The sequence below is a fragment of the Pseudomonas sp. B19(2017) genome, from assembly GCF_002113165.1.
In the GTDB taxonomy this organism is placed as follows: Bacteria; Pseudomonadota; Gammaproteobacteria; order Pseudomonadales; family Pseudomonadaceae; genus Aquipseudomonas.
On sequence record NZ_NEJR01000011.1, the window covers coordinates 96777 to 109919 of the forward strand.

Annotated in this window: 13 protein-coding genes; 2 read left to right on the forward strand and 11 right to left on the reverse strand. The window is 62.3% G+C overall.

All coding sequences use genetic code 11. The annotated features are described in order from the left end of the window. Positions 1 to 64: 64 nt before the first annotated feature. A complete protein-coding gene (locus CAF70_RS16380; protein WP_085625877.1) occupies positions 65 to 268 on the reverse strand; it encodes a hypothetical protein in 204 nt (67 codons plus the stop codon). Positions 269 to 618: 350 nt separating this feature from the next. On the opposite strand from CAF70_RS16380, the gene CAF70_RS16385 reads away from it, so the two are divergent. Beyond that, positions 619 to 1293 carry a heavy metal response regulator transcription factor gene (locus CAF70_RS16385; RefSeq protein WP_085625876.1) on the forward strand — a complete coding sequence of 225 codons (675 nt, stop codon included), beginning with the start codon at positions 619 to 621 and terminating at the stop codon, positions 1291 to 1293. Further along, positions 1290 to 2672, forward strand: coding sequence for a heavy metal sensor histidine kinase (locus tag CAF70_RS16390; RefSeq protein WP_085625875.1), 1383 nt, complete (start codon positions 1290 to 1292; stop codon positions 2670 to 2672). The genes CAF70_RS16385 and CAF70_RS16390 overlap by 4 nt, the downstream gene beginning before the upstream one ends. A gap of 116 nt (positions 2673 to 2788) precedes the next feature. Here the strand turns inward: CAF70_RS16390 and pdxJ are convergent, their stop codons facing one another. The 10 genes from pdxJ to rpoE form a co-directional block, all read right to left on the reverse strand. Continuing rightward, complete coding sequence (pdxJ, locus tag CAF70_RS16395; RefSeq protein ID WP_153670549.1) at positions 2789 to 3511, reverse strand: pyridoxine 5'-phosphate synthase; 723 nt, start codon at positions 3509 to 3511, stop codon at positions 2789 to 2791. 61 nt (positions 3512 to 3572) lie between these two features. Beyond that, positions 3573 to 4256, reverse strand: a complete 684-nt coding sequence (gene recO / locus CAF70_RS16400; RefSeq protein WP_085625874.1) for a DNA repair protein RecO — start codon at positions 4254 to 4256, stop codon at positions 3573 to 3575. Between the two features lie 201 nt (positions 4257 to 4457). Continuing rightward, positions 4458 to 5360, reverse strand: a complete 903-nt coding sequence (gene era / locus CAF70_RS16405; protein ID WP_003252061.1) for a GTPase Era — start codon at positions 5358 to 5360, stop codon at positions 4458 to 4460. Beyond that, complete coding sequence (rnc, locus tag CAF70_RS16410; protein WP_003258487.1) at positions 5353 to 6042, reverse strand: ribonuclease III; 690 nt, start codon at positions 6040 to 6042, stop codon at positions 5353 to 5355. Before rnc ends, era begins: the two co-directional genes overlap by 8 nt. Positions 6043 to 6203: 161 nt before the next feature. Then, on the reverse strand, positions 6204 to 7058 hold the full coding sequence (gene lepB, locus CAF70_RS16415) for a signal peptidase I (RefSeq protein WP_063913173.1): 855 nt from the start codon (positions 7056 to 7058) through the stop codon (positions 6204 to 6206). Positions 7059 to 7063: 5 nt separating this feature from the next. Beyond that, a complete protein-coding gene (gene lepA, locus CAF70_RS16420) occupies positions 7064 to 8863 on the reverse strand; it encodes a translation elongation factor 4 (RefSeq protein WP_085625873.1) in 1800 nt (599 codons plus the stop codon). A gap of 180 nt (positions 8864 to 9043) precedes the next feature. Next, a complete protein-coding gene (locus tag CAF70_RS16425; RefSeq protein ID WP_371915957.1) occupies positions 9044 to 10444 on the reverse strand; it encodes a DegQ family serine endoprotease in 1401 nt (466 codons plus the stop codon). 222 nt (positions 10445 to 10666) lie between these two features. Next, entirely contained in the window at positions 10667 to 11629 is a 963-nt protein-coding gene (locus CAF70_RS16430; RefSeq protein ID WP_085625871.1) for a MucB/RseB C-terminal domain-containing protein, read from the reverse strand. 12 nt (positions 11630 to 11641) lie between these two features. Further along, positions 11642 to 12232: a sigma-E factor negative regulatory protein gene (locus CAF70_RS16435; RefSeq protein ID WP_085625870.1), complete on the reverse strand. Its 591-nt coding sequence runs from the start codon at positions 12230 to 12232 to the stop codon at positions 11642 to 11644. Positions 12233 to 12263: 31 nt separating this feature from the next. Next, entirely contained in the window at positions 12264 to 12845 is a 582-nt protein-coding gene (rpoE, locus tag CAF70_RS16440; protein ID WP_003252049.1) for an RNA polymerase sigma factor RpoE, read from the reverse strand. Positions 12846 to 13143 lie beyond the last annotated feature (298 nt).

Below are 13143 nucleotides of genomic sequence, written 5' to 3' on the forward strand. Positions count from 1 at the left end.
CGCCCGGAGTGGGCGCCTGAATACACCTGCGCCGAGGAGCTGTCGCGGCGCAGGTGCTGTTACCTCAGTCCTTGGCCAACTCGCGGGCCTTTTCCTGCGCCTTGCGCTCACGCTCGGCAATGGCCTGTTGCTTGTCACCGTGCAGGCGCTGCTGGTCTTCGCGGAACGCTTGCCAGAATTGTTTCGAACGTTCAGCACCGCCCTCGGCGTAAACACTGGCGCTGCCAAGGGCAAGCGTGACCAGCAGCAGGTATTTGGTCAGGTTCATCGTGGTTGCCTCGTGATAACCGATCAGACACGGCCATCCTAGCGAGGGCTAGCTAACGGCAAGGTGAGGCGGGGATTACAGTCTTGCAATGTGGCCTTGTTTTGCCTGATCCGGCCTCTTCGCGGGCACGCCCGCTCCCACAGGTACACCACAGTTGTCGAAATCTGTGGTGTACCTGTGGGAGCGGGCGTGCCCGCGAAGAGGCCGGATCAGACAGCTAGATAACAGCAGCATTACAAATCCGTTATCTGCACCGCAGGCCCTTTCTCATGCCGTAACATCCTGCGCCTTGACCCTGATGTCACTACAGGGTCGAGAATCGCCCCCCCGTCATCACACCGAGCCCACCCATGCGCCTACTGATCATCGAGGACGAGTTGCGTACCGCGGACTACCTGCAGCAGGGCCTGCGCGAGAACGGCTACGTGGTCGATTGCGCCCACACCGGCACCGATGGCTTGCACCTGGCCCGCCAGCAGCCCTACGACCTGGTCATTCTCGATGTCAACCTGCCCGAGCTCGATGGCTGGACCGTGCTGCAGCGGCTGCGCGCCGAATCGGCCACGCGCATCATGATGCTCACCGCTCACGGTCGCCTGGCCGACCGGGTCAAGGGCCTGGACCTGGGGGCCGACGATTACCTGCTCAAACCCTTCGAGTTTCCCGAACTGCTGGCGCGCATCCGCAGCCTGCTGCGCCGCAACGACCAGCAACTGCAGCCCAGCACCTTGCGCGTCGCCGATCTGGAACTGGACCCCGGCCGCCACCGCGCTTACCGCGCCGGGCAGCGTATCGACCTGACCGCCAAGGAATTCGCCCTGCTGCACCTGCTGATGCGCCAGACCGGCGAAGTGCTGTCGCGCACCCAGATCATCTCGCTGGTGTGGGACATGAACTTCGACTGCGACACCAATGTGGTCGAGGTTTCGATCCGGCGCCTGCGGGCAAAGATCGACGACCCGTTCGACGACAAGCTGATCCATACCCTGCGTGGCGTCGGCTACGTGCTCGAGGCACGCTTTTGAACAACGCCAGCCTGTCACTGCGGCTGGGGCTGAGCATGACGCTGATGGGCGCCGCCCTGGTGCTGCTACTGGCCTGCCTGGCCGTGTTCGCCCTCGATCACGAACTGGACAGCCGCGCACGCAAGGACCTGGCGCGCAAGATGCTGCAGGTCGAGCACAACCTGCGCGTCGACCTGCGTAGCGAAGACCTGGGCAGTCGCGCCCATCCCTTGCTCGATCTGGTGATGGGGCACGACAACCTAAGCCTCACCGTACTGGCTCTCGAAGGCCGCCACCCGCATCTGCTCAGCCTCGGGCCAGCGCTGGAATCGCAGGTCGGCGAGCTGCGCACCGATGCCAGCCTGACCTTCCATGCCTGGCGCGACAGCGGTGGCACCCAGATACTCACCGTGACCCGGCTGATGCGCCTGCGCGACGACACCCCGGTAAAGGTGATGATGTCGCTCAACCGCGCCGACGATAACGCCCTGCTGCAAGCCTACCTGCATTCCACCCTGCTCGCGCTGCCGCTGCTGTTACTGCTGATTGGCGCCGGCGCCTGGTGGCTGATGCAGCGCGGCCTGAAGCCACTGCGGCACTTCCGGCGCATTGCCGGGCGGGTATCGGCCCAGGACCTGCAACATCGCCTGCCCGCTACCGGCCTGCCGCTGGAACTGGCAGAACTGGCCAGCAGCATCAATGTGATGCTGGACCGCCTCGACCAGGGCGTCAGCCAGCTGTCGCAGTTTTCCGATGACCTGGCCCACGAGTTGCGTACGCCGTTGAGCAACCTGATGGGCAAGGCCCAGGTGACCCTGGCCCGTGAGCGGGATAACGCCAACTACCGGGAAGTGCTGGAAGACAGCATCGAAGAACTGACCCGGCTCAACCGCATCATCAACGACATGCTGTTTCTCGCCCAGGTCAGCCAGCCTCAAGCCCAGGTAGTGCTGAAACCCATGGCAATGGCCGACGAGACTGCTCGGGTTGTCGAACTGTTCGCGTTCAGCGCCGAACTTAAAGACGTTGAGCTGCGTGTTCAGGGCTGGGGGACGGCATTGGGGGATCGGCTGATGTTTCAACGGGCGTTGTCGAACCTGTTGAGCAATGCCATTCGGCACTGTCCCGATGGCAAGCCTGTGGAGTTGCGCATCGAGCGCCTGGGTAGCGAAATTCGGCTTTCGGTAGAGAACCAGGGGCCTGGTATTGCTGAAGAGCACCAGTCGCGCTTGTTCGAGCGGTTTTACCGGGTGGGCTCGGGGCGCTCGCGGCTGGAGGGCGGGACCGGGTTGGGGCTGGCAATCGTGAAATCGATCATGCTGTTGCATGGCGGGCGGGTCGAAGTCAGCAGCAGCCCCTTGGGGCCTACCCGGTTTACCCTGGTGTTTCCTGCCGAGTAATCCACCGCCTGTGCTGGCCTCTTCGCGGGCTTGCCCGCTCCCACAGGTCTTGAAGCTTGTGCAATCCCTGTGGGAGCGGGCAAGCCCGCGAAGAGGCCGGTACAGGCGACCAACGATTAGCGCGAAGCCGCCACGATCAGCGCCTTCATTTCGGCCACGGCCGCCTTGAAGCCGACAAACAACGCATGCGCCACCAGCGCATGGCCGATGTTCAGCTCGTTGATGCCCTTGATCGCCGCCACCGCCTCGACGTTGTGGTAATGCAGCCCATGGCCGGCATTGACGATCAACCCCTGCCCCACGCCAAACGCCACGCCATCGACGATACGCTTGAGCTCTTCAGCGACCTCGGTCGGGGTTTCGGCATCGGCGTAACGCCCGGTGTGCAGCTCGATAGCCGGCGCACCAACCCGACGCGAGGCCTCGATCTGCCGCTCGTCGGCATCGATGAACAGCGACACTTCCGCACCGGTACGGGACAGCCGCTCAACCGCCGCCTTGATCCGCGCCTCCTGGCCTGCGACGTCCAGCCCACCTTCGGTGGTCAGTTCCTGACGGGTTTCCGGTACCAGGCAGATGTGCGCCGGGCGAATCTTCTCGGCAAAGGCCATCATCTCTTCGGTGACGCCCATCTCGAAGTTCATGCGGGTCTGCAGCACATCCTTGAGCAGCACCACGTCACGCTCCTGAATGTGCCGGCGGTCTTCACGCAGGTGCACGGTGATGCCATCGGCGCCTGCTTCCTCGGCATCCAGGGCAGCCTTGACCGGATCAGGGTAACGCGTGCCCCGGGCCTGGCGCAGGGTCGCCACGTGGTCGATGTTTACGCCAAGAAGCATGCGGTTGCTGTGAGTCACGAAAGGCTCTCCTGAAGATTGAGCCCCACAGCATACGTCGTGATCAGCGCTTGCGAAACAGTTCCCGGCTGACCAGCGGCTTTGCCCCCAGGTGAACCGCCAGTGCCTGGCGCATCAGGCGCTTGGCGGCGAGCAAGGCACCAGGGGCATCCCAGTCGGCTTCGGCCAGGGCCAGCAGCTCGGTACCGCGAAACAGCCCGGGTTGCACCAGTTCGATCCGCTCCAGGCCGGCATCCACACGCAAGCGGTACAGGCCGTCGACCGCGATCGGCTGGTCATTGACGTCGTGGCGCAACGAAAACGCGTAACCGAGCTCGTCCAGCAGCCGCCATTCGAAGGAGCGCAGCAGCGGCTCCAGCGGGCGACCAGCGGCCAAGGCCTGCAAGGTCAGGGTGTAGTGCTCGAACAGCGCCGGGAAAGGCGCTTCGGCGGGCAGCAGGCGCATGAGCAGTTCGTTGAGGTACAGCCCGCTGAACAGGGCATCGCCGTGCAGCCAGGCGGCGATGCCGGCGCTGTCCATGCGGCCTACATTCTTCAGCTCGCCACGCCCGCGCAGCTCCAGCTCCAGTGGCACGAACGGCCGCACCAGGCTGCCACCCTTGCCGCGCGCACGGCGCAGCACGGCACGCACACGGCCCTGCGGGGTGAAGAAGTCCACCAGCGCGCTGGTTTCCTTGTAGGCACGGCTGTGCAGGACGTAGGCCGGTTGGCCGACTGGCTGTTCCATCAAAGATCACTCGTTACCTGCGCCCCGGCAATACTGCTAATTGGGGCTGCTCTGCAGCCCATCGAAGCGGTTCGTCGCCACGACAAGCCAGCTCCCACAGGTACTGCACATGACTTGAAGTCGACGCTGTCGGTGTGGGAGCTGGCTTGTCGTGGCGACGAACCGCTTCGATGGGCCGCACAGCGGCCCCAACAGTATTGCTTAGAGGTCGCCGTAGCCCAGCGAACGCAGGGCGCGCTCGTCATCGGACCAGCCGCCTTTAACCTTGACCCACAGGTTGAGCATGACCTTGGAGTCGAACAGCACTTCCATGTCCTTGCGCGCCTCGGAGCCGATGCGCTTGATGCGCTCGCCCTTGTCGCCAATGATGATCTTCTTCTGGCCGTCACGCTCGACCAGGATCAGCGCGTGAATGTGCAGCACATGGCCCTGCTGCTTGAATTCTTCGATCTCCACGGTGATCTGGTACGGCAGCTCGGCACCCAGCTGGCGCATGATCTTCTCGCGCACCAGCTCGGCAGCCAGGAAGCGGCTGCTGCGGTCAGTGATCTGGTCTTCCGGGAAGAAGTGATCGTTTTCGGGCAAGTGCTTGGCGATCTGGGCTTCCAGCGCTTCGAGGTTGTGCCCCTGCTGCGCGGAAATCGGCATGACCTCGGCGTTCGGCAATTGCTCCTGCAGCCACTGCAAGTGCGGGATCAGCTCGGCCTTCTCTTCCATGCGGTCGGTCTTGTTGACCGCAATGATCAGCGGGCCGGTCACATACTGCACACGCTCCAGCACCAGTTGGTCTTCGTCGGTCCACTTGGTGCGGTCGACCACGAAGATCACCACGTCGACGTCTTTCAGGGCCGCCGAGGCGTTGCGGTTCATGTAGCGGTTCAAGGCCTTGTCGTTGGCCTTGTGCATACCGGGGGTATCGACGTAGATCGCCTGCACGTCACCCTCGGTCTTGATGCCGAGCATGTTGTGGCGGGTTGTCTGCGGCTTGCGCGAGGTGATCGCCAGTTTCTGGCCGAGGATGTGGTTGAGCAGGGTCGACTTGCCCACGTTCGGGCGGCCGACAATGGCCACGTAGCCGCAGCGGGTCGGGTTGCTATCAGTCATTGCCATTCTCCACGCCCAGGGCGATCAGTGCAGACGCGGCGGCGACTTGCTCGGCGATACGCCGGCTAACGCCCTGGCCACGGCTCTTGTTGTTCAGCAGCACCACTTCGCATTCGACGAAGAAGGTGCGGCAGTGCGGTTCGCCCTGGATATCCACCACTTCGTAACGCGGCAGCTCACAGCTGCGCGACTGCAGGAACTCCTGCAGGCGGGTCTTCGGGTCCTTGTTGGTATCGACCAGGGTCAGGCCTTCGAACTCATCGGCCAGCCACGCCAGCACGCGCTCCCGGGCCGTTTCCATGTCGGCGTCCAGGTAGATGGCGCCAATCAGCGCCTCCAGTGCATCAGCCAGGATCGACTCGCGGCGGAAGCCACCGCTCTTGAGCTCACCCGACCCCAGCCGCAGGTGGTCGCCCAGGTCGAAACCACGGGCCAGTCGGGCCAGGGTTTCACCCTTGACCAAGCGCGCGCGCAGGCGCGACAGCTGGCCTTCGCGGGCCTGCGGGAAGCGCTCGAACAGCGCTTCGCCGGCGACGAAGTTGAGAATGGCGTCACCGAGAAACTCCAGGCGCTCGTTGTTGCGCCCGGCGTAGCTGCGATGGGTCAGTGCCAGGAGCATCTGGTCCTGGTTCTTGAAGGTATAACCGAGCTTTCGCTCCAGACGGGCAAGGGGAGCACTCATGCAGCCACCCGTTCGTTGTTCAACGCGTTGTTCAAATCAACATCCTGAAAGACTGTTTGGCTGTGGCCCGCCGCAACGTGCGACGAATCTCCCGATCCCTGAGAACACAGCCTATGTCAGAAATGCATTCGGCGCTGCCTGCTGGCCAGCGCCGATGGGTATCAATGGATCAGACCGACCCGCGACAGGTTGGGCAGGTGGCTGAGCTTGGGTTCTGGCCAGCTCATCCACACCGCGAAGGCCTTGCCGACAATGTTCCGGTCCGGAACCATGCCGTGCAGTTCCTTCGGGATGTTCGGGTCATCCCAGTAACGGCTGTCGTTGGAGTTGTCGCGGTTGTCGCCCATCATGAAGTAATGGCCTGCCGGCACGGTCCATTGCTGGTCCGGCGGCATGCGGTAACGGCTCATTTCCTTGCGGATCAGGTGTTCGGCCTCGCCGAGCTTTTCCTTGTACAGCTCGGCGCTGCCCAATGTGCCCGGCTCGGTGCCCACCAGTTGTTCGGCAATCGGCTGGCCGTTGACGAACAGCCGCTTGTCGTTGGTGTAACGCACCACGTCGCCTGGCAGGCCGACCACCCGCTTGATGTAGTTGACGTTCGGGTCGCTCGGGTAGCGGAACACCATCACATCACCGCGTTGCGGGTCACCCACCTCGATGACCTTCTTGTCGATCACCGGCAGGCGAATGCCGTACGAGAACTTGTTCACCAGGATGAAATCGCCCACTTCCAGGGTCGGCTTCATCGACCCCGAAGGGATCTGGAACGGCTCGACCAAGAACGAACGCAGCACCAGCACGATGAACAGCACCGGGAAGAACGACTTGCCGTACTCGACCAGCAACGGCTCCTTGCCCAGGCGTTCGACCACAGCCATTTCGGGCTGGCTGACGCTGCCCTGGTAGTTGGCGATTGCCGCACGCCGGCGCGGGGCCAGGAACAGCAAGTCGATCAAGCCCAGCAGGCCGCAGACGAAGACGGCGATGACTAGCAACAGCGGGAAATTTAGCGACATAGGACCTAGCTATCCAACCTGAGCACGGCGAGGAAGGCTTCCTGTGGAATCTCCACGTTGCCCACCTGTTTCATGCGTTTCTTACCGGCCTTCTGCTTCTCCAGCAGTTTCTTCTTACGGCTGACGTCACCACCGTAGCACTTGGCCAGTACGTTCTTTCTGAGCGCCTTGACGGTTGTCCGCGCGATGATCTGGCCGCCGATAGCTGCCTGGATCGCCACATCGAACATCTGCCGAGGGATCAGCTCCTTCATCTTCTCGGTCAACGCACGGCCTTTGTAGGCCGCGTTGTCGCGGTGCACGATCAATGCCAGGGCATCGACCTTGTCGCCGTTGATCAGTACGTCCAGCTTGACCAGGTTGGCCGACTGGTAGCGATCGAAATGATAGTCCAGCGAAGCATAGCCGCGGCTGGTGGACTTGAGGCGGTCGAAGAAGTCCAGCACCACTTCGTTCATCGGCAGGTCGTAGCGCACCTGCACCTGGCTGCCGAGGAACTGCATGTCGCGCTGCACGCCACGCTTCTCGATACACAGGGTGATGACGTTGCCCAGGTGCTCCTGCGGCACCAGAATGGTTGCAGTGACGATCGGCTCGCGGAAATCGGCGACCGCCGAGACGTCAGGCAGCTTCGACGGGTTGTCTACGGTGATGGTCTCGCCGGTTTTCAGTTCCAGCTCGTAGATCACGCTTGGCGCGGTGGTGATCAGGTCCAGGTCGTATTCGCGCTCCAGGCGCTCCTGGATGATCTCCATGTGCAGCATGCCGAGGAAGCCGCAACGGAAGCCGAAGCCCAGGGCGTCGGAGCTTTCCGGCATGTATTGCAGCGACGAGTCGTTCAGGGTCAGCTTCTGCAGCGCATCGCGGAAGTCCTCGAAATCGTCGGAGCTGACCGGGAACAGGCCGGCGTAAACCTGCGGCTGGATCTTCTTGAAGCCTGGCAGCACCTCCACCTCAGGCGTGGTGGACAGGGTCAGGGTGTCACCGACCGGCGCACCGTGAATGTCCTTGATGCTGGCGATGATGAAGCCTACTTCGCCGGCCTTCAGGTCGGCCGTCTGGGAGTGTTTCGGGGTGAACACACCCACGCTGTCGACCAGGTGCACCTTGCCGGTGGACTTGACCAGGATCTTGTCGCCTTTCTTGACGCGGCCGTGGCGCACACGCACCAGCGAGACCACGCCCAGGTAGTTGTCGAACCAGGAGTCGATGATCAGCGCCTGCAGCGGCGCCTCGATATCGCCTTCCGGAGCAGGGATGGTCTGCACCAGGCGCTCGAGCACCTCGTCCACGCCCATGCCGCTCTTGGCGCTGCAGGCCACGGCGTCGGTGGCGTCGATGCCGATGATCTTCTCGATCTCGTCCTTGACGCGGTCCGGGTCGGCCTGGGGCAGGTCCATCTTGTTCAGTACCGGCATGACCTCCAGGCCCTGCTCAATGGCGGTGTAGCAGTTGGCCACGGACTGGGCCTCGACGCCCTGGCCGGCGTCCACCACCAGCAGCGCGCCTTCACAGGCCGCCAGCGAGCGCGAAACTTCGTAAGTGAAGTCGACGTGGCCGGGGGTATCGATGAAGTTCAGCTGGTAGACCTTGCCGTCCTGCGCCTTGTAGTTGAGCGTGACGCTGTGGGCCTTGATGGTGATACCGCGCTCACGCTCCAGGTCCATGGAATCGAGCACCTGGGCTTCCATCTCGCGTGCCGACAGGCCACCGCACATCTGGATGAAACGGTCGGCCAGCGTCGACTTGCCATGGTCGATGTGGGCGATGATGGAGAAATTGCGGATATGACTCAAATCACTCACGGGTCAACACTCGAAAAGGCTGCGAGCCGGACGCCCGCCGAAAAATAGCCGGGAATTGTACCTTAAGCTGCCGGGATATGGGAGATTCCTCTATCGGGCTGTACACGGCATTGGCCGTGGAATTGTGAACTTTCATGAAAAAAGGGCAGCCGAAGCTGCCCTTTTGCCTTGCAAAGCCGCTTATTCAGCCAGCTTGAAGGTGATGAAGCTGGCGCGCCCCTGACGCAGCACGCGCATCGACACCGAGCGGTTCTTCGGCAGTTCCTTGGCGATCTCGGTGAATTCCTTGGCCGAACCGATGGCCTGGTTGTTCAGGTGGCTGATGACGTCACCCGGACGCAGGCCGATCATCGCGGCCGGGCCATCCTGGACTTCCTTGATCACAACGCCACCCTTGAGCTCCAGGGCCTTCTTCTGTTCGGCAGTCAGGTCGGCCACCGATACACCCAGGCGGTTGCTGCTGCGTTCGGCGCTGCCTTCGGCACCGGTACCGATGTCGGCATCATCGTCCGGCAAGGCACCAACGCTTATGTCGAGATTCTGGCGTTTGCCGTTGCGGATGATCTCCAGTTTGGCCTTTTCGCCATCCTTCAGGCTGCCGACCAGGTGCGGCAAGTCGGCCGACATGATGATCGGTTGGCCGTTCATGCTCAGGATCACGTCACCCACCTGCAGGCCGCCCTTGGCTGCCGGACCGTTTTCCAGCACCTGCGCTACCAGGGCGCCGGCCGGTTTGTCCAGGCCGAACGATTCAGCCAGGTCCTTGTTGACCTCCTGGATCACCACGCCCAGCCAGCCGCGGCTGACCTTGCCGTCTTTCTTCAGCTGGTTGGAAACGTCGATCGCCACATCGATCGGAATGGCGAACGACAGGCCCATGAATCCGCCGGAACGGGTGAAGATCTGCGAGTTGATCCCCACCACTTCGCCATTCATGTTGAACAGCGGGCCACCCGAGTTGCCCGGGTTGATTGCCACGTCGGTCTGGATGAACGGTACGTAGGTGTCGTTGGGCAGGGTACGACCCTTGGCGCTGACGATACCTTTGGTCACCGAATGGTCGAAGCCGAACGGCGAACCGATGGCCAGCACCCACTCGCCCACTTTGAGTTTCTCGGAATCACCCAGCTTGACGGTCGGCAGGTTCTTGCCCTCGACCTTGAGCAGGGCCACGTCGGTACGCGGGTCGGTGCCGACCAGTTTGGCCTGCAGCTCGCTGCGGTCCGACAGGCGGACGATGATCTCGTCGGCATCGGCTACCACGTGGTTGTTGGTCAGCACGTAACCATCGCTGGAGATGATGAAGCCCGAACCCAGCGACTGGGCCTCGCGCTGGCGGTCGCCACGCGGCGAGCGCGGCTGCTGCGGCATGTTGCGCTCGAAGAACTCGCGGAACATTGGCGGCAGACCTTCCAGGTCGGGCATCTGCCCGGCGGCCATGCGGCGGTCCGGCAGCTTTTGCTTGGTACTGATGTTGACCACGGCTGGCGAGGCCTGCTCGACCAGGGTAGTGAAGTCCGGCAGGGCTTCCTCGGCCTGGGCGCTGAGCACCTGGCCGAGCATCAGCACGGCGGCGAACATCGATAGGTAGGATTTCAAGCGTGGTATTGACATACGGCTCCCGTCACAACGAGCGGTAGTTTAGAAAAGCCCCTGCACAAAGCAGGAAAGGCCAGGCTCCAAGAAGCCTGACCTATAGAAAATTTGCCGATGGATTGCAAATGACAATGCTTTAATTTCATTTCAGCGGCATGTCCACGCGCCTTGGCATGGCCCACACGCCAGCCTCGCAAAAGCGCGCCATTACTGGCGTGCCGGACCATCCAGAGGGCGCATCGACAACGCCACGCGCTCTGCGGTACCCAACGGGATTTCGCCGACCACGGTGACCATTACCCTGCCTTTTGGCGTGTTCAGCCGACGCGAAACCGCCGACGTCGGGCCAAGCTGGGTACGCATGTCGGTACCGCCTTCATCCTTGACCGGCTCGAGGAATACCGAGAAGCGCGCCAGACCATCGTCGTACATCAGGCTGCTGACCGTGCTGTCATGTTTCGGATCGCGGCGTACCGAGCTGTTGACCAGTTCGAAGCCTGGCGGCAGCCAGTCTGAACGCCAGCCGACGACCTTGTCATTACTGGCAGCGGCCACCTGCTGCACCGGCTTGCATGCAGCGCTGGCACGCAGGTCTTCATCACTGGGGACTTCAGTATCGAGACGGGTCATCTGGAAGCGCTCCAGCAACTGCCCCTTGTCATTGATCATCAATGAGCGCAGTGGCAAGCCGGTGGCACGGTCCAGGTGCAATTCGAAGGCATAGCGGTGCTGGTCGCGCGGCGTGAGCGTCACGATCACGGCATCGCGCCCGGCGACCCGTGACTTGCCCGCCACGCTCAAGTCATACCAGCCCATCAGTTTCAGCGGATCAAGAACACGTTGCGCGGCGTCCGGGGGAGCCGTAACACCACTGACCAAGGCCCCGCTGACACACTCTACCTTGCCATCTACGCGCACGATTTCCTGGGCAGTGCCATCGAGCTGCAACAGCCGCTCGCTGACCTTGCCGCCGTCGACCCTGTGCCAGATCTCATGGGAGGAGAAGCTGCCGTTGCGTTCGTAAACAAAAGAGCCCTGGTAGCTCTGCTTTTGCTCGGCCTGTGCCAGCTTGTTCAGCCACTCGCTCGCCTCGGGCGAAGAATTGGCCGCCAACGCTGGCACCGTCATGCAGCTGCCTATCAGCAGCGACAGGAGAGGTAGCGCGCGCATGATCCTCCTTACTTAACGGTTTTCCAGGCTGGCGGCGCGGGCATACGGCAATGCGGTTTCAGTGCCCTTGAGCGCAGATTCCTGGGCATGCTGGCGCAGGTAGCCTGGCAAACGCTGATCCCAGCCGGCCTGGTTCTGCAGCACGCCGTTGGCCATCGGCCCGGTCGGTTGCTCACTGCTCTCACTATAGCCTGCCAAAACGGCTGGGCCCTGGGCTTGTGGCACAGTCAGGCCTTGTTGGGCAGGTTGTTGGGCAGCCAGCTCGGCGCCAGTGATCTCGTCCTGGTTGTACATGCGTACACCCGCCAGCACCGCTACGGTAACCGAGGCAGCTACCGCCAGGCGGCCAATGCTGCGCCATGGGCCTTGCTTGACCTTGGCCGGCACGGCTTCGTCAGCCAGCGCGGCAGACACCGCCGAGGCGATATCCAGGTTTGGCAGCAGCAGCTCCTTGTGCATGGCTGCGCGTGCCACCTGGTAACGCGACCAGGTGGCACGGGTTTCAGCATCGTCTACGGCGTTCAACACACGACGCAGTTCAAGCTCGTCCGCTTCGTTATCCATCACCGCGGACAGCGATTCCTGCAAAGCTTCACGACTCATGGCGGTTCCTCTCTTGGCTGTCGCCGCTGTCTCAGGTTTCCTGCAGCAAAGGTTGCAGGGCTTTATCTATGGCCTCCCGAGCGCGGAAGATTCGAGAGCGCACGGTACCCACCGGACATTGCATGACACTGGCAATGTCTTCGTAACTCAGCCCGTCGAACTCGCGCAGGGTCAGTGCCGTGCGCAGGTCTTCAGGCAGTTGCTGGATGGTGCGATGGACGGTGCCTTCGATTTCATCCCGCAACAACGAGCGTTCTGGGGACTCGAGATCCTTGAGGCCATGATCGCCGTCGTAAAACTCCGCATCCTCGGAGCTCACATCGCTGTCTGGCGGCCGTCTTCCACGGGACACCAGGTAGTTCTTCGCCGTGTTGATGGCGATGCGGTACAGCCACGTATAGAACGCACTGTCTCCGCGGAAGTTGCCAAGCGCACGGTACGCCTTGATGAAGGCTTCCTGTGCTACATCCTGGGCCTCGTGGGTATCGTGAACGAACCGCACGATCAACCCGAGAATCTTGTGCTGATACTTCAGCACCAACAGATCGAACGCTCGCCTGTCACCACGCTGAACGCGCTCGACAAGCTGCTGATCCTCTTCCTGGGTTAGCATGAACACTCCTCAATGAACTCGAAGGAGCGTTGCATCCGCCATCGTTCAGGCTTGCAACCATAGACTCGGGCTTTGCGCAAAAGTTCTCCCCTCCAAGCAAGTTTCCTGCAGCCCTTGGTCGGCTTGCACGGAAGACGCGGCACGGTCACGGCCGGCTACGTCGATAATCAGGTTTCGAGTACGCAGGGACAGCCCGGACAGGCCTGCCGCCCTGCGTCGCCGCGGCAAGTTGTGGCGCGTGGGCAGCCTTCATAGGATTTCCGGCCATGTCGGAAAGTTCCCATAAAGGTTGTCGCGA

Excerpts from the sequence above, each read along its gene's own strand:
- CAF70_RS16380 (WP_085625877.1), bottom strand. The coding sequence starts at position 268 with ATGAACCTGACCAAATACCTGCTGCTGGTCACGCTTGCCCTTGGCAGC.
- CAF70_RS16385 (WP_085625876.1), top strand. The coding sequence starts at position 619 with ATGCGCCTACTGATCATCGAGGACGAGTTGCGTACCGCGGACTACCTG.
- pdxJ (WP_153670549.1), bottom strand. The coding sequence starts at position 3,511 with ATGCTTCTTGGCGTAAACATCGACCACGTGGCGACCCTGCGCCAGGCC.
- recO (WP_085625874.1), bottom strand. The coding sequence starts at position 4,256 with ATGGAACAGCCAGTCGGCCAACCGGCCTACGTCCTGCACAGCCGTGCC.
- era (WP_003252061.1), bottom strand. The coding sequence starts at position 5,360 with ATGACTGATAGCAACCCGACCCGCTGCGGCTACGTGGCCATTGTCGGC.
- rnc (WP_003258487.1), bottom strand. The coding sequence starts at position 6,042 with ATGAGTGCTCCCCTTGCCCGTCTGGAGCGAAAGCTCGGTTATACCTTC.
- lepB (WP_063913173.1), bottom strand. The coding sequence starts at position 7,058 with ATGTCGCTAAATTTCCCGCTGTTGCTAGTCATCGCCGTCTTCGTCTGC.
- CAF70_RS16425 (WP_371915957.1), bottom strand. The coding sequence starts at position 10,444 with ATGTTCGCCGCCGTGCTGATGCTCGGCCAGGTGCTCAGCGCCCAGGCC.
- CAF70_RS16430 (WP_085625871.1), bottom strand. The coding sequence starts at position 11,629 with ATGCGCGCGCTACCTCTCCTGTCGCTGCTGATAGGCAGCTGCATGACG.
- CAF70_RS16435 (WP_085625870.1), bottom strand. The coding sequence starts at position 12,232 with ATGAGTCGTGAAGCTTTGCAGGAATCGCTGTCCGCGGTGATGGATAAC.
- rpoE (WP_003252049.1), bottom strand. The coding sequence starts at position 12,845 with ATGCTAACCCAGGAAGAGGATCAGCAGCTTGTCGAGCGCGTTCAGCGT.